The 14,983-nt window shown below is 65.1% G+C and carries 15 protein-coding genes; 11 read left to right on the top strand and 4 right to left on the bottom strand.

Annotated features, from left to right (window positions below):
• Positions 1-12: 12 nt before the first annotated feature.
• From ABIB99_RS31045 to ABIB99_RS31015, 7 genes are all read left to right on the top strand, one after another.
• Positions 13-612, top strand: a complete 600-nt coding sequence (locus ABIB99_RS31045; protein WP_063985197.1) for a TetR/AcrR family transcriptional regulator — start codon at positions 13-15, stop codon at positions 610-612.
• A gap of 176 nt (positions 613-788) precedes the next feature.
• Positions 789-1,412 (top strand): flavin reductase family protein, encoded by a 624-nt coding sequence (locus ABIB99_RS31040; protein ID WP_231144341.1) that lies wholly within the window; start codon positions 789-791, stop codon positions 1,410-1,412.
• Between the two features lie 309 nt (positions 1,413-1,721).
• Complete coding sequence (locus tag ABIB99_RS31035) at positions 1,722-3,989, top strand: acyl-CoA dehydrogenase (RefSeq protein ID WP_354179216.1); 2,268 nt, start codon at positions 1,722-1,724, stop codon at positions 3,987-3,989.
• Positions 3,989-5,272 (top strand): acetyl-CoA C-acetyltransferase, encoded by a 1,284-nt coding sequence (locus ABIB99_RS31030; RefSeq protein WP_063985195.1) that lies wholly within the window; start codon positions 3,989-3,991, stop codon positions 5,270-5,272. The genes ABIB99_RS31035 and ABIB99_RS31030 overlap by 1 nt, the downstream gene beginning before the upstream one ends.
• A gap of 2 nt (positions 5,273-5,274) precedes the next feature.
• Positions 5,275-7,371: a 3-hydroxyacyl-CoA dehydrogenase NAD-binding domain-containing protein gene (locus tag ABIB99_RS31025; protein ID WP_354179214.1), complete on the top strand. Its 2,097-nt coding sequence runs from the start codon at positions 5,275-5,277 to the stop codon at positions 7,369-7,371.
• A gap of 7 nt (positions 7,372-7,378) precedes the next feature.
• The gene (locus tag ABIB99_RS31020) at positions 7,379-7,789 is read left to right on the top strand and encodes an acyl-CoA thioesterase (protein ID WP_085398536.1); all 411 of its coding nucleotides are present in this window, start codon (positions 7,379-7,381) and stop codon (positions 7,787-7,789) included.
• Between the two features lie 220 nt (positions 7,790-8,009).
• Positions 8,010-8,201, top strand: a complete 192-nt coding sequence (locus ABIB99_RS31015; RefSeq protein ID WP_028134810.1) for a hypothetical protein — start codon at positions 8,010-8,012, stop codon at positions 8,199-8,201.
• A gap of 238 nt (positions 8,202-8,439) precedes the next feature.
• Here the strand turns inward: ABIB99_RS31015 and ABIB99_RS31010 are convergent, their stop codons facing one another.
• On the bottom strand, positions 8,440-8,835 hold the full coding sequence (locus ABIB99_RS31010; RefSeq protein WP_354179258.1) for a nuclear transport factor 2 family protein: 396 nt from the start codon (positions 8,833-8,835) through the stop codon (positions 8,440-8,442).
• Between the two features lie 319 nt (positions 8,836-9,154).
• The gene (locus tag ABIB99_RS31005) at positions 9,155-9,622 is read right to left on the bottom strand and encodes a nuclear transport factor 2 family protein (protein ID WP_354179211.1); all 468 of its coding nucleotides are present in this window, start codon (positions 9,620-9,622) and stop codon (positions 9,155-9,157) included.
• Between the two features lie 154 nt (positions 9,623-9,776).
• Between ABIB99_RS31005 and ABIB99_RS31000 the strand changes: the two genes are divergently transcribed.
• Both ABIB99_RS31000 and ABIB99_RS30995 read left to right on the top strand, forming a co-directional pair.
• Entirely contained in the window at positions 9,777-10,475 is a 699-nt protein-coding gene (locus ABIB99_RS31000; protein ID WP_063985192.1) for an HAD family hydrolase, read from the top strand.
• 91 nt (positions 10,476-10,566) lie between these two features.
• On the top strand, positions 10,567-11,412 hold the full coding sequence (locus ABIB99_RS30995) for a DeoR/GlpR family DNA-binding transcription regulator (RefSeq protein WP_014497447.1): 846 nt from the start codon (positions 10,567-10,569) through the stop codon (positions 11,410-11,412).
• Positions 11,413-11,415: 3 nt separating this feature from the next.
• Here the strand turns inward: ABIB99_RS30995 and ABIB99_RS30990 are convergent, their stop codons facing one another.
• Both ABIB99_RS30990 and ABIB99_RS30985 read right to left on the bottom strand, forming a co-directional pair.
• Positions 11,416-11,841 carry a type II toxin-antitoxin system VapC family toxin gene (locus ABIB99_RS30990; RefSeq protein WP_354179208.1) on the bottom strand — a complete coding sequence of 142 codons (426 nt, stop codon included), beginning with the start codon at positions 11,839-11,841 and terminating at the stop codon, positions 11,416-11,418.
• On the bottom strand, positions 11,838-12,119 hold the full coding sequence (locus ABIB99_RS30985) for a type II toxin-antitoxin system Phd/YefM family antitoxin (RefSeq protein ID WP_028148610.1): 282 nt from the start codon (positions 12,117-12,119) through the stop codon (positions 11,838-11,840). Before ABIB99_RS30985 ends, ABIB99_RS30990 begins: the two co-directional genes overlap by 4 nt.
• 229 nt (positions 12,120-12,348) lie before the next feature.
• Here ABIB99_RS30985 and glpD point away from each other — a divergent pair, with 229 nt between their 5' ends.
• Complete coding sequence (gene glpD, locus ABIB99_RS30980) at positions 12,349-13,899, top strand: glycerol-3-phosphate dehydrogenase (RefSeq protein ID WP_135216339.1); 1,551 nt, start codon at positions 12,349-12,351, stop codon at positions 13,897-13,899.
• Positions 13,896-14,972, top strand: a complete 1,077-nt coding sequence (locus tag ABIB99_RS30975) for an ABC transporter ATP-binding protein (RefSeq protein ID WP_063985188.1) — start codon at positions 13,896-13,898, stop codon at positions 14,970-14,972. The genes glpD and ABIB99_RS30975 overlap by 4 nt, the downstream gene beginning before the upstream one ends.
• Positions 14,973-14,983 lie beyond the last annotated feature (11 nt).

The following is a 14,983-nucleotide window of genomic DNA, read 5'->3' as shown; positions in this document are numbered from 1 at the left end:
GAGTCCTGACACATGACACTGGTTGCGGAACATATCGAAGGCGACACCCGGGATCGTATCCTCGAGGTGGCTGAGCGGCTGTTCCGCCAGATCGGTTACCAGAAGACCACGGTCGGGGACATCGCCAAGGAGCTCAGGATGAGCCCCGCCAATGTCTATCGCTTCTTCGAATCGAAGAAGGCGATCCACCAGTCGGTGGCGCGGGCCTTGATGGGCGAGGTCGAGATCGAAGCGCAGCGGATCGTGGCGAGGCCTGGTCCGGTGCTCCCGCGCTTCCGCGAGCTGCTCACCACCATCCACCGCATGAACACCGAGCGCTATGTCGGTGATAACAAGCTGCATGAGATGGTCGAGATCGCGATGCAGGAGGACTGGGACGTCTGCGTCGCCCATATGGAGTGCATTGCTGGCGTCATCGGCCAGGTGATCGCGCAGGGTACCGCGTCCGGCGAGTTCGAGGCGCCGGACCTGCAACTGGCCTCGATGTGCGCCTGCACCGCGATGATGCGCTTCTTCCACCCCCAGATGATCGCCCAGTGCGCCACCAAGCCGGGCCCGACCATCGACCAGATGATCGATTTCGTCATCGCCGGTCTGTCCCCGCGCCACTGACGGGCGCTGGAATTTCCCCTATAAACTGCTTAGCGCCGCCCTTAACGGGTGGATGGCGGGCAATGACGGACCAACAAACTCCGTCATTGCGAGCGCAGCGAAGCAATCCAGACTGTCTCCGCGGAGGGATTCTGGATTGCTTCGCTGCGCTCGCAATGACGAAAAGGAAGCAGCGCGTGACCGACAAAGACCTCTACTTCTACGAGCCCTCCAAGGGCCACGGCCTCAAGCACGATCCCTTCAACGCCATCATCGCGCCGCGGCCGATCGGCTGGATCTCCTCCCGCGACACCAAGGGCCACGTCAACCTCGCGCCCTACAGCTTTTTCAACGCCTTTTGCTACGTGCCGCCGATCATCGGCTTCTCCTCCACCAACTGGAAGGACACGGTCTCGAACATGGAGCAGACCCGGGAGTTCGTCTGGAATCTGACGACCATGGATCTCGCCAAGCACATGAACGCGACCGCCGCGCATGTCGGCCCCGAGGTCGACGAGTTCAAGCTCGCAGGGCTGACCGCCGTCCCCGGCAAGCTCGTCAACGTGCCGCGCGTGGCCGAGAGCCCGGTTGCCTTCGAGTGCAAGGTGTCTGACATCGTCCGCCTCAAGGGCGCCGACGGCAAGGAGGCCGACGCCTGGCTGACGCTGGGCGAGGTCGTCGCCGTCCATATCGACAAGGCCATGATCAAGGACGGCGTCTACCAGACCGCCGCCGCCCACCCCATCGTCCGCGCCGGCCGTCGCGGCGACTATTTCGAGATCAAGCCGGAAAACATGTTCGAGATGGTGCGGCCGGACTGATCTGATCCAGGTTAAGCCACTCTCTCCGCATCGTCATTCCGGGGCGCGCCGTCAGGCGCGAGCCCGGAATCCATACTCCCGATGGTGGTTATGGATTCCGGGCTCGACGCTTGCGCGTCGCCCCGGAATGACGACGGGGCATTCAGCCCGATTCGCCTCCCCGGAACTGCCCCCACGCCCCGACCGTTATGGCCTCCGGGGCGGCCGCCCGGCCGCGTCAATTCGCGTCTTTTTGCTCGCGAAGTGTTCACTTACCCCGGCCACTTTCCGCTAAAATGCCGATAACCGCGCCGATGCATGAGGTCAGCCATGAGCTTCCGCCGCGACACCATCACAAAGCCGATCTTCTCCTGGGCGCGCGGCGTGCTGCCAGCGATGTCCGACACCGAGCGCGAGGCGCTGGAGGCCGGTGACGTCTGGTGGGATGCCGATCTCTTCACCGGCGACCCCGATTGGTCGAAGTTGCTGAAGGTGCCTCAGGCGACGCTCACCCCCGAGGAGCAGGCCTTTCTCAACGGCCCGGTCGACGCGCTCTGCGCCATGCTCGACGAGTGGAAGATCTTCTGGGAATGGCGTGACCTGCCGCCAGACGCCTGGCACTTCGTCAAGCGTGAGAAATTCTTCGGCATGATCATTCCGAAGGAATTCGGTGGTCTCGGCTTCTCGCCCTATGCCCATTCGGAAGTGGTGCGCAAGATCTCGACCCGTTCGATCGCCGCGGCCGTCACCGTGATGGTGCCGAACTCGCTCGGGCCGGGCGAGCTCCTGATGCGCTTCGGCACGAAAGAGCAGCAGGAGCGCTGGTTGCCGCGCCTCGCCGACGGCCGCGACATTCCCTGCTTCGGCCTGACCAGCCCCGAAGCCGGCTCCGACGCCGCCTCGATGGTCGACACCGGCATCATCTGCAAGGGCGATTTCGAGGGCAGCGAGGTCATTGGCCTCAGGCTCAACTGGCACAAGCGCTACATCACGCTCGGCCCGGTCGCGACGCTGCTGGGCCTCGCCTTCAAGGCCTATGACCCCGACCACCTCGTGGGCAGCCAGGAAGAGCTTGGCATCACCGTCGCGCTGATCCCGACCAATCTGCCGGGCGTCAAGATCGGCCATCGTCATCTGCCGTCGATGCAGGTGTTCCAGAATGGCCCGAACTGGGGCCGCGACGTCTTCATCCCGCTCGACTACGTCATCGGCGGCAAGGAGAGACTCGGGCAGGGCTGGAAGATGCTGATGACCGCGCTCGCCGCCGGCCGCGGTATTTCTCTTCCATCGTTGTCGGCGGCCGGCGCCGCCTATGCCGCCCGTACCACCGGCGCCTATGCCCGCATCCGCGAGCAGTTCGGCATCTCTATCTCCAAATTCGAGGGCGTCGAGGAGCCGCTCGCGCGTATCGTCGCCACCGCCTACCAGCTCGACGCGGCGCGCCGGCTGACCTGCGCGGCGCTGAATGCCGGCATCCATCCCGCCGTCATCTCCGGCATCATGAAGCTGCACGCGACCGAGCGGATGCGCACGGCGGTCGACGACGCCATGGACATCCATGGCGGCAAGGCCGTGATCGACGGTCCGCAAAACTATCTCGGCAATCTGCACCGCGCCGTGCCTGTCGGTATCACGGTCGAGGGCGCCAACATCCTGACCCGCAACCTCATCGTGTTCGGGCAGGGTGCCATCCGCGCGCATCCCTATCTGCTTGACGAGTTGAATGCGCTTGCGGACGCCGATCGCGAACGCGGGCTCACCGCCTTTGACAAGGCGTTCTGGAAACATGCCGGCCACAGCTTCCAGACGCTGTTGCGTGCGTTCGGCCGGAGCTGGAGCTTCGGCGCCTTCGCGCTTGCGCCGGATGCGGGCGATGCCACGCCATTCTATCGCCAGCTCGCGCGCTACTCCGCGGCCTTCGCGCTCTGCGCCGACATGGCGCTGCTCACGCTCGGCGGCGCGCTCAAGCGCAAGGAGATGCTGTCGGCGAGGTTCGGCGACATCCTCTCCGAGCTCTATCTGCTCTCGGCCGCGCTGAAACGCTGGCAGGACGAGGGCCGGCAGAAGGAGGACTTCGCTGCGCTGGAATGGTGCATGGCGACCGGCTTCAAGACCATCGAGAACCGGCTTGCTGAGATCCTCGCCAATCTGCCCAATCGTTTTGTCGCTGTCATCCTCAAGCTCGTGGTCCAGCCCTTCGGCGCGCGGGTGCTCGGCCCGTCTGACCGTGTCGTGCACCAGTGCGCCAGCCTCGTGCTGGAGCCGTCGGCGGCGCGCGAGCGCCTCACGCCGGATCTCGCTTATGTCGATGACGACGGCGGCTTTGCCCGGCTGGAGCGCGCGTTCAAGCTCGTTGCGGCCACCGATGCCATCGCCAAGCGCATGCGCGCCGCGCACATCCGCGACTGGAAGGACGCCGTCACCAAGGGCGTGATCACGCAGGCCGAAGGCGAGCAGCTTGCGGCCGCTCATGAAGCCGTCACAAAAGTGATCGAGGTCGACGATTTTGCGCCCGAAGCGCTGTCGCCGATTTACAAGAAAACCGGAGATGTGCATCAGTTCTTCCAGGAACTCGGTGAACAGAGGGCGGCGAGCTGATGGCACGACCGGTTTTCATCGTCGACGGCAGCCGGACGCCGTTTCTCAAAGCGCGTTCGGGGCCGGGGCCGTTCACGCCAGTCGATCTCGCCGTGCAATGCGGCCGGCCGCTGCTGGCACGCCAGCCGTTTTCACCCGATGATTTCGACCGGGTCATCCTCGGTTGCGTCAACGTGATCGCGGACGAGATGAACCCGGCCCGCGTCGCCGCGCTCCGGCTCGGCATGGGCGAGGACATGGTCGCCTTCACCGTGCAGATCAATTGCGGCTCCGGCATGCAGTCGATCGACACGGCCTACCGCTACATCCGCGAGGGTCATGCCGACATGGTCCTCGCCGGCGGCACCGAGGCGCTGAGCCACGCGCCGCTGGTCTGGCCGAATTCCGGTGTGCGCTGGTTCGCCGGCCTTGCCACCGCCAAGGGTATGGCCGCGAAGCTCGCTGCCGCCTTCAAGCTGCGGCCGCGCTACCTCAAGCCGATCATCGGCCTGGAGCGCGGGCTGACCGATCCCATCACCGACTTGAACATGGGCCAGACCGCCGAGGTCGTCGGCCATCTCTTCGGCATCACGCGGGCACAGTCCGACGCTTATGCCGCCGAGAGTCATCGCCGGCTCGCGCATGCGCAGGCCGAAGGTTTTCTCAAGGGCGAGGTCGAGACAGCGTTCTCCCGCGACGGAAAATTCTTCGACCATGACGACGGCGTGCGGCCGGACTCGACGGCCGAGACGCTCGCAAAGCTGCGGCCGGTGTTCGAACGCCCTTGGGGCCAGGTCACCGCCGGCAATTCGTCGCAGATCACCGACGGTGCCTCCTGGGTGATCCTCGCCTCCGACGCGGCGGTCGCAAAGCACAGACTGACGCCGAAGGCTGTCATCGTCGACAGCCACTGGGCGGCGCTCGATCCCAGCATCATGGGACTGGGACCCGTGATGTCGGCGACGCCGCTGCTTCACCGCAACGACCTCACCGTCAAGGACGTCGAAACCTGGGAGCTGAACGAGGCTTTTGCGACGCAGGTGCTCGGCTGTCTCGCCGCCTGGAACGACGACAAATTCTGTCGCGAGATCCTGGGCCTCGACGGCGCGGCCGGCGAGATCGACCGTGACAGGCTCAACGTCGATGGCGGTGCCATCTCGCTCGGCCATCCCGTCGGCACCTCCGGCAACCGCATCGTGCTGCATCTCGTCAATGCGATGAAGCGGCTCGGCACGCGCCGCGGCGTTGCGACCGAATGCATCGGCGGCGGGCTCGGCGGCGCCATGCTGATCGAGGCGGTGTGACCATGGATTCCAGGATCATGACCGCGCTCGGCGACCGCGTGCTGGAGCTTGGGCCCAGGCGCGCGACCGACTGCCCCTACAAGCACTTCAAGCTGACGCGCGATGCCGACGGCGTCGCCTGGCTGCTGTTCGACCGCGCAGATGCCAGCGCCAACACGCTGTCCGCGGACGTGATGGAGGAGTTCGATGCCGTGCTCGCGGCGATCGAGACCGAGCGCCCCGCCGGCCTCGTGATCCGCTCGGCAAAGCCGTCCGGCTTCATTGCCGGCGCCGACGTCAACGAATTCCGCGGCGCCAGCGATCCCGAGATGGTCGAGACACGCATCCGCGCGGCGCATGCGGTGGTCGATCATCTGGAGGCGCTGAAGCTGCCGACGGTCGCGGTCATCCACGGCTTCTGCCTCGGCGGCGGGCTGGAGGTCGCGCTGGCCTGCCAGTCGCGCATTGCGATCGACGGCGCGCGCTTCGGCTTCCCGGAGGTGATGCTCGGCCTGCATCCCGGCCTCGGCGGCACCGCGCGCTTCACCGCGCTGGTGAACCCGACGCAGTCGATGGCGCTGATGCTGACCGGCCGCACCATCGATGCGCGCCGCGCCAGATCGCTCGGCCTCGTCGATACCGTGACGCAGGAGCGGCACGTCCGCAACGCGGTGAAGGATGCGCTGTTCGGCCGCTTGAAGCGGGCGCGTCCGGGCCTTCTGACTCACGCGGCCAATTTCGGTCCCGTGCGCGGGCTGCTGGCCAGGCGCATGCGCTCGGAGGCGGCGAAGGCCGCGCCCCGCGAGCATTATCCGGCGCCTTACGCGCTGATCGATCTCTGGGAGACCCATGGCGGCAGCAAGGCCGCGATGCTGAAGGCCGAGCAGGCCTCGTTCGCCAGGCTGATGGTGACGCCGACCGCGCAGAATTTGATCCGCGTGTTCTTCCTGCGCGAGCAGATGAAGAAGACGGCCGGCGGCGGCAACACGATCAAGCACGTCCATGTCATCGGCGCCGGCGCCATGGGTGGTGATATCGCGGCGTGGTGTGCGGGGCAGGGGCTGCGCGTCTCGCTCGCGGACATGAAGCCGGAGCCGGTCGCCGGCGCGGTGAAGCGCGCGGCCGAGCTTTACGGCAAGATCATTCGCAGGCCGACCGAGGTGCGCGATGCGCTTGATCGTCTGATCCCCGACATGGACGGCGAGGGCGTTCGCAACGCCGATCTGATCATCGAGGCGGTGCCGGAAAAGCTCGAGCTGAAGCAGAAGGTCTATGCGGGCCTCGAGCCGAAGATGAAGCCGGGCGCGATCCTTGCGACCAACACGTCGAGCATTCCGCTCCAGGATCTGCGCACCACGCTGGCGCGGCCCGATCGTCTCGTCGGCCTGCACTTCTTCAACCCGGTGTCGCGGCTGCAGCTGGTCGAAGTCGTCAGCCATGACGGCAACGACGCGCAGGTGCTGAAGGAGGCGCTCGCCTTCGTCGGCGCGATCGACCGTCTGCCGCTCTCCGTGAAGAGCTCGCCCGGCTTCCTCGTCAACCGTGCGCTGACGCCCTACATGCTGGAGGCGATGGTGATGCTGGATGAGAGGATCGACCAGCGCCTGATCGACGCGGCGGCCGAGCAGTTCGGCATGCCGATGGGGCCGATCGAGCTCGCCGACCAGGTCGGGCTCGACATCTGCCTCGACGTCGGTGACATGCTGCGGACCAAGTTCGGCGATCTGCTCCCGCCGACGCCGGCTTGGCTGCGCGAGAAGGTCGCCAAGGGCGAGCTCGGCCGCAAGACGGGCAAGGGATTCTACACCTGGAAGGACGGCAAGGCGGAGAAGGCGCCGTTGCCCGAGACCGGCCCGCGCGTCACCGACCCGATGATCGACCGCCTGGTGCTGCCGATGTCCAATGTCTGCGTCGCGGCGCTTCGCGAAGGCATCGTCGACGATGCCGATGCGGTCGACGGCGCCATGATCTTCGGCACGGGATATGCACCCTTCCGCGGCGGTCCGCTGAATTACGCGCGCACGCGCGGCGTGGAAAATGTCGTATCCACCCTGCGCGCGCTGGCCGAGCGATTCGGCGGGCGCTTTGCGCCCGATCCGGGCTGGGACAATTTTAGGTGAGACCGACATGACCGAAACGTCCGACACCGAGCCGCGCGGCGATCTCTGCATTCGCACGCTGGCAATGCCCGCCGACACCAACGCCAACGGCGACATCTTCGGCGGTTGGCTGCTCAGCCAGATGGATGTCGGCGGCGGCGTGTTCGCATCGAAGCTCGCGAGGTCGCGTACGGTCACCGTGGCGATCGAGGCGATGAATTTTCGCAAAGCGGTCTATGTCGGCGATCTCGTTTCGGTCTATGCCAATCTCGTCCGCGTGGGCCGCACCTCGATGACCGTGCATCTCGAAGCCTGGGCGCTACGGCGCAGGGAGCTCCAGCCGATCCTCGTCACCGACGGTCATTTCACCTACGTCTCGATCGATGATGACGGCCGTCCGCAAGCGATCCAGCGCAACGATCCGCCGATCGCGACGTAATCGCGCGCGACGCTCTGCCCCATCTCACGCAAACTTGCGGCACGCCAAACGCGGCGCGACTGAGTCACCGCGTCGCGGCTTCGCCAAGAACAAGTCATAAAACGGATGAGGTCCCGGCGTACTCAATTGCGTGTCGATTCGGGGTGGAGACGGCCTCAAATGCTCAGGAACCTTTGGGCAGGATTGCCGTTATTTGCCCGCACTGAGGAATCTACGGACCATGCCGGACAGCTACATTATCGAAGTCGACTCGCAAACCGCAGGTATCGTCGTTCGTTCTCAGGGAGGCTATTGTTTCTTCGCCTCGTCGCACCGCTTCAATCGCCTTGAAGGCCAGCTTTTCCGCAACGCACGCGAAGCCGAGCGTGCCGCGCGCAAGCTGGTTAACGGCGATGTGAAGGAAGCGGCGTAGGCGCCTTCCGCTGGTGATTTCTGACGCGCAAAGCGTGGTCGGAATTTTTTGCAGCCCTTGATGCCGCTGCCTTTTCCTTCTCCCCCTTGTGGGAGAAGGTGGCGCGAAGCGCCGGATGAGGGGTTCTATCGGCGCATTCGGAAGCGAGAGAGTTGCTCGCGGAAGCATACCCCTCACCCGTCTCGCCGCCGCGCGGCGAGCCACCCTCTCCCGCAGGGGGAGAGGGAAAGAATCGCAATCACAATTTCGTCGCGGAACGCGACAACAACTTCCACTCGTCGCCTTGCTTCAGCCAGTTCATCAGGATGTGAAGGCTGTTTGCTACTTTCTGTCCGCCGGTCATCATCTCGGCCAACCAGTGGAAGCGCACGATCGCGGCGGGACCAACGATCTTGATGGTTGGATCCTTGTACGTAATCGACAGGAACTCCGTCTTGCCGTCGGTGGCGTTGGCGATAAAGGCCGCCTTATCCTCGAGGAAGCCGCTGGAATGGCTGTAGCTCAGATCGTCCGCGCACAGCGCGCTGAGCGCTTTCGGGTCGGCCGCGATCTGGGCGAGACGAAATGCCTCGACGTTCTTTGCCACCGCCTCGTGGTCCGTCGTGGCAGCATGGTCGCGATTCAGTGTCATCATATCCTCCGTCCTTGATCTTGCGCCCACTGTTGCAGCCGCACTTGATTGTGTCGAGCGCCAGGTCGCAATCGTCGTCGCAATACGCTGCATTGCGCCAGGCGGCGCGATTTCTGACGCGCAAAGCGTGGTCGGAATTTTTTGCAGCCCTTGATACCGCTGCCTTTTCCTTCTCCCCTTGTGGGAGAAGGTGGCGCGAAGCGCCGGATGAGGGGTTCTATCGGCGCATTCGGAAGCGAGAGAGTTACTCGCGGAAGCATACCCCTCACCCGTCTCGCCGCGAGCCACCCTCTCCCACAGGGGGAGAGGGAAAGAATCGCAATTACAACTTCGTCGCAGCCCGCGACAGCAGCTTCCAATCGTCGCCCTGCTTCTGCCAGTTCATCAGGATGTGAAGATTGGTCGATACTTTTTTCCCATCGGCCGCCATTTCCTGTTCGCCCATCCAGTGGAAGCGCACGATCGCGGCGGGGCCGACGACCTTGATGGTCGGGTCCTTGTACTCGATCGACAGGAATTTTGATTTGCCGTCGGTAGCGTTGGCGACGAAGGTCGCCTTGTCCTCGACCTTGCCGTTGGAATGGCTGTAGCTCACATCGTCGGCGCAGAGCGCGCCGAGCGCCTTGGGATCGGCCGCGATCTGGGCAAGGCGGAAGGCCTCGACCTTTTTCGCCACGGCTTCCTCATCCGCCGCGGCCGCCAACGCCGGTGCTGTGAGAGCAAGCGCGGAGACGGCAAGGGTTGAGACGGCAAGAGTCGAGAGAGCCAGATCGCGTCGGTTGATCGTCATCGTTTCCTCCTTTTTGGTCTTGCGCGGAGTGTTGCAGCCGCGCGCGACTTTGTCGAGTGTCGCGTGGCGGTCATGTCGATGCGTCATTGCGCGATCGGGGCTGCATTGATACGTGTTTCGCATTGATGCATCGTGCATTCGGGAAAGTACGGAAATGATCGAGGCCAAAGGGCAGGCGCAGGGGCAAGTGACGGGCAGGGCGCTGCTGTTCGACATCGACGGCACGCTGGCCAACACCGACCCGCTGCACCTCAAGGCGTTCAACCAGGTGCTTGGGCCGCTGGGCCATGTGTTCGATCACGCGCGCTTCTCCAGGGAGCTGCAAGGCTTCGCCAATGCGTCGATCGGCGAGCGCTTTCTGCCCGACGAAACCGTGGAACGGCGCGCCGTGATCCTCGGAGAGAAGGAGGTCGTCTTCCGCACACTCGTCGCCGGACAGATCGAGCCGCTTCCGGGCCTGATGGCGCTGCTCGACCGCGCGGATGCCGCCGGCATTCCCATGGTCGCCGTGACCAACGCGCCGCGTCCGAATGCCGAGCTGTTGCTCTCCGGTCTCGGCATCACGCACCGCTTCAGGGCACTTGTGATCGGCGACGAGCTGCCGCACGGCAAGCCGCACCCGCTGCCCTATCAGGAGGGGCTGCGTTTCGTCGGCGGGAGCGCGACGGCTTCGATCGCGTTCGAGGATTCCCGCTCCGGCGTGCAGTCGGCGACGGCCGCCGGCATTCCGACCATCGGCATCCGGACGAGCCTCAGCCATGCCGACCTTGTTGGCGCCGGCGCGGTTGCTTCCGCCAGCGCGTTCGACGATCCGGAACTGCTCGCGCGTCTCGCCGCCGCGATGGCATGGTGAGAGGCTTTGTCCGTTAACCGTGATCGCTGAGCGCATTGACCGAACGTGCGAACCGCCGCACCATGCGCCTTCCTGATTTGAGGCCATCGCCGTGACCGGATTGACCCATCGCCAAGCCGAAATCCTCAACATCGCGCGCGCCTCGGGGCGCGTCATGGTCGAGGAGCTCGCGCGCCGGTTCGAGGTCTCGGCGCAGACGATCCGCAAGGATCTGAACGATCTCTGCGAGCGCCGCTCGCTGACCCGTATTCACGGCGGCGCCATCATCGCCTCCGGCGTCGAAAACCTCGCCTACGAGGCGAGGCGGTTCGTCGCGGCCGACGAAAAGAAGGCGATCGGGGCTGCGGCCGCCTCGCTGATCCCGAACGGCTGCTCGCTCTTCATCAATATCGGCACCACGACCGAGGAGGTGGCGAGCGCGCTGACCTCGCACGAGGACCTCCTCGTCATCACCAACAATCTCAACGTCGCGATGCTGCTCTACCGCCATCCCCGCATCGAGGTGGTGGTCGCCGGCGGCACGGTGCGGCGGGCCGACGGCGCGGTGGTCGGCTCGACCGCGACGCAGCTCATCGGCCAGTTCAAGGTGGACTACGCCATCATCGGGGCGTCCGCGATCGACGAGGAGGGCGCGCTGCTCGACTTCGACTATCGCGAGGTGCAGGTGGCGCAAGCCATCATCGCCAATGCCCGCAGCGTCATGCTGGTTGCCGACTCCACCAAGCTGCGCCGCAGCGCGCCGGTGCGCATCGCCCATATCACCCAGATCCAGACCTTCGTGACCGACCAGGAGCTGCCCGAGCGCCTCGCCACCATCTGCCACAGCAAGGGCATCGAGGTGATGGCGGCGATGCCGAAGGGGGCGGATATCGATGATGCGACGGCCGATGCTCAGGATGCGGCACCGGAAGCCGCGCCGGTGGTGCGGCTGCGCTAAGGCCTATGCGCCGCTCCACGGGTTGAGCAGCGGAACGCCGAAGGCTGCAAAATCCTTCACATTGCGTGTGACGAGCGTGAGATTGTTGGCGAGCGCGGTGGCCGCAAAGAAGCCGTCCATCACGGACAACGCAACGCCATTGCGACGGCTCTGCGCGATCAGGTCGCCCCAGCGCTCGGCGACCACGTGGTCGATCGGCAGGATGCGCTGCGCGAACCGAGCCGGCAGGTCGTGGGCGAGCCAAGCGGCCAGCGCGGCGCGCCGACGGCCATCATCCAGCAGGGCGATACCGCGGCGAAGCTCGGCGATCGAGGCAGCGCTGATGAACGCGCGATCCTCATCGACCGTATCGAGCCATGCCAAGACTTTCGCGGAAGGCGCCGGCCGCTGAACCTCCGACAGCACGTTGGTGTCGAGGAGCAGGTTCACGGCATCTCGTCGCGCGGTTCGTCCTGCACCCGTTCAAGTTCGAGGTCGGCACCGCGCAGCGGCGAAGCTAGCAGGAATTCAGCTAGCGTGCCTTTGCGTGCCGTCTTTCGCGCCCATTCATCCGCGGAAACGACCACGGCATTGGGCCTGCCGTGTCGGGTGATGATCTGGGGGCCAGTTTGGGCGCGATCGACCACCTCGGACAGGCGTGCCTTGGCATTGGCGAGCGTCCACGTGTCAGTCGGGGGCGAATCGGGGGCGGTGCTGCGGTCTGTCATGCCGAATATAACTAATGTGACTATTATGACTATACTGGCTCTACGTGACTATTCAAGATCGTATTGCGGTTTCGATTGGCGTCCGAACTGCCCATTTCCACGGCTGATTGCCCACCAGAAAGTTCCTCTTTCACTTCCTTTCGCCTCTCTTTCATCTTGCTTTCGCTTTTCGGTGTGATCTAATCAAAAACGAAAGTAGTCGCTCGAAGGAACGAGCGGTCGCCGGGGGATGCGTCTGTTGGAGCGTATTTTCGACCTCGCCATTATCGGAGGCGGTGTTAACGGCTGCGGCATCGCGCGCGACGCGGTGGGCCGTGGCAACACGGTCTTCCTGTGCGAAATGAACGATTTGGCGAGCGGGACCTCGTCCTGGTCGACCAAGCTGGTGCATGGCGGCCTGCGCTATCTCGAATATTACGAGTTTCGTCTGGTCCGCGAGGCGCTGATCGAGCGCGAGATCCTCTGGGGCATCGCGCCCCATATCATCCGTCCCCTGCGTTTCGTTTTGCCGCATCACGCCGGCCTGCGTCCGGCCTGGCTGCTGCGCCTCGGCCTCTTCCTCTATGACCATATCGGCGGCCGGCACCTGTTGCCGGCGACGCGTTCGGTCGATCTCAGGCGCGACGAGGTTGGCCGTCCGCTGATCCCGAACCGCTACAGCCGCGCGTTCGAATACTCCGACTGCTTCGTCGACGACGCCCGTCTCGTCGTGCTCAACGCACGCGATGCCGCCGACAAGGGCGCCGAGATCCGCACCCGCACCCGCGCGACGGATATCAAGCAGTCCGGCGGCATCTGGACCGTCAGCATGCTCAACACGCTGACCGGCGAGCGTTCGCAGGTCCAGGCCCGCGCGGTGGTCAATGCCGGCGGCCCCTGGGTCGAGGATGTGCTCGGCCGCGGCGCCGGCGTGAACGCGAAGGCCAAGGTGCGCCTGGTGCAGGGGTCGCACATCGTAGTCAAAAAGCTCTACGACCACGACCGCGCCTACATGTTCCAGAACGCCGACGGCCGCATCATCTTCGTGATTCCGTACCAGGACGATTTCACGCTGATCGGCACCACCGATCGCGATTATGACGGCGATCCCGCCAAGGTGAAGGCGACGCCCGAAGAGATCGAGTACCTTTGCGCCGCCGCGAGCGAGTATCTGGCCAAGCCGGTGACTTCAGCGGACGTGGTCTGGACCTATTCCGGCGTGCGACCGCTCTATGACGACGGCGCCAGCGAAGCCAAGGCCGCGACGCGCGACTACGTGTTTGAGCTCGACACACCCGGCGGCGTGCCGCTGCTCTCGATCTATGGCGGCAAGATCACGACCTACCGCCGGCTCGCCGAAGAGGCGTTGGAACGGCTCGCACCCTATCTTCGCAGTGCGAAAGCGCGCGAAGGCTGGACCGGCAAATGGCCGCTGCCCGGCGGCGACATGGGCGTGTCCGACGTCGACGGCCTGATCGCCGAACTCCAGCGCGGCTATCCCTTCCTCAGCCATGAGCATGCGCGGCGCCTCGCGCGCGCCTATGGTACCCGCGCCATCAAGCTGCTTGGCGATGCCAAGTCGGCCGCCGATCTCGGCCAGGCCTTCGGCGCGACACTGACCGAACGCGAGGTCCGCTACCTCATGGCCAATGAATGGGCGGTCACGGCGGAAGACATCGTCTGGCGCCGCTCCAAACTTGGCCTGCGACTATCTGCCGACGAGGTTGCTGCATTGAACGACTGGATTGCAACCCACGCTGTGCCGCAAAGTCCCCTGCTGGAAGCGGGAGGACGCTCATGACCGTGACGCTCGATCATGTGACCCGGACCGTCGAGGGGATACCGCACATCCGCGACGTCTCGCTGACGCTCGAGAGCGGCACGCTTAACGTGCTGCTCGGGCCGACGCTGTCAGGCAAGACCTCGATCATGCGGCTGCTCGCCGGCCTCGACAAGCCGACGACGGGCAAGGTGCTGGTCAACGGCAAGGACGTCACCGGTGTCGACGTGCGCAAGCGTTCGGTCGCGATGGTCTATCAGCAGTTCATCAACTATCCCTCGCTGACGGTCTACGAGAACATCGCCTCGCCGCTGCGCGTGCAGGGCAAGCCGCGCGAGGAGATCGAGAAGCGCGTGGCGGAAGCCGCGCGGCTGCTCCGGCTCGAGCCGTTCCTGAAACGCACGCCGCTCCAGCTCTCCGGCGGCCAGCAGCAGCGCACCGCGATGGCGCGCGCGCTGGTGAAGGGCGCCGATCTCGTGCTGCTCGACGAACCGCTCGCCAATCTCGACTACAAGCTGCGCGAGGAGCTGCGCACCGAGCTGCCGCGCATCTTCGAGGCGTCCGGCGCGATCTTCGTCTATGCCACGACCGAGCCGACCGAAGCGCTGCTGCTTGGCGGCAACACGGTCTGCATGTGGGAGGGGCAGGCGCTCCAGATCGGCGAGACCCCGAACGTCTACCGCCGTCCGCAGACGCTGCGGGTCGCCCAGGTGTTCTCCGATCCGCCGCTCAACCTCGTCGGCATCGAGAAGAAGAACGGCTCTGTGCAATATGCGGGCGGCATCGCCGCGCCGGCCTCCGGGCTCTATTCATCGCTCGCCGACGGCGCCTATCGCGTCGGTTTCCGCGCCCATCAGCTTGCCCTCGCCAACGGCGAGACCGACCGCCACGCCTTCCACGCCACGGTGACGGTGACCGAGATCACCGGTTCGGAGAGTTTCGTGCACCTGACCCGCGACGGATCGAACTGGGTGGCAGTGCTGCACGGCGTGCACGAGTTTGAGCCCGGCCAGACCATCGATGCCGTGCTCGATCCCAATGATATCTTCGTCTTCGACGCGGCCGACCGTCTGGTCGCCGCGCCGAGCTCGTAAGGGGGAGATGC

Source organism: Bradyrhizobium sp. LA6.1, from assembly GCF_040547805.1.
Classification (GTDB): domain Bacteria; phylum Pseudomonadota; class Alphaproteobacteria; order Rhizobiales; family Xanthobacteraceae; genus Bradyrhizobium; species Bradyrhizobium barranii.
This window is presented reverse-complemented; position numbering and strand designations above follow the sequence as displayed.

Bases quoted from the DNA above. Each gene is read 5' to 3' on its own strand.
- ABIB99_RS31000 (WP_063985192.1), top strand. From the start codon at position 9,777: ATGATCGAGGCCAAAGGGCAGGCGCAGGGGCAAGTGACGGGCAGGGCG.
- ABIB99_RS31015 (WP_028134810.1), top strand. From the start codon at position 8,010: ATGCCGGACAGCTACATTATCGAAGTCGACTCGCAAACCGCAGGTATC.
- ABIB99_RS31030 (WP_063985195.1), top strand. From the start codon at position 3,989: ATGGCACGACCGGTTTTCATCGTCGACGGCAGCCGGACGCCGTTTCTC.
- ABIB99_RS30975 (WP_063985188.1), top strand. From the start codon at position 13,896: ATGACCGTGACGCTCGATCATGTGACCCGGACCGTCGAGGGGATACCG.
- ABIB99_RS31045 (WP_063985197.1), top strand. From the start codon at position 13: ATGACACTGGTTGCGGAACATATCGAAGGCGACACCCGGGATCGTATC.
- glpD (WP_135216339.1), top strand. From the start codon at position 12,349: ATGCGTCTGTTGGAGCGTATTTTCGACCTCGCCATTATCGGAGGCGGT.
- ABIB99_RS31035 (WP_354179216.1), top strand. From the start codon at position 1,722: ATGAGCTTCCGCCGCGACACCATCACAAAGCCGATCTTCTCCTGGGCG.
- ABIB99_RS30985 (WP_028148610.1), bottom strand. From the start codon at position 12,119: ATGACAGACCGCAGCACCGCCCCCGATTCGCCCCCGACTGACACGTGG.
- ABIB99_RS31020 (WP_085398536.1), top strand. From the start codon at position 7,379: ATGACCGAAACGTCCGACACCGAGCCGCGCGGCGATCTCTGCATTCGC.
- ABIB99_RS31010 (WP_354179258.1), bottom strand. From the start codon at position 8,835: ATGATGACACTGAATCGCGACCATGCTGCCACGACGGACCACGAGGCG.
- ABIB99_RS31005 (WP_354179211.1), bottom strand. From the start codon at position 9,622: ATGACGATCAACCGACGCGATCTGGCTCTCTCGACTCTTGCCGTCTCA.
- ABIB99_RS31025 (WP_354179214.1), top strand. From the start codon at position 5,275: ATGGATTCCAGGATCATGACCGCGCTCGGCGACCGCGTGCTGGAGCTT.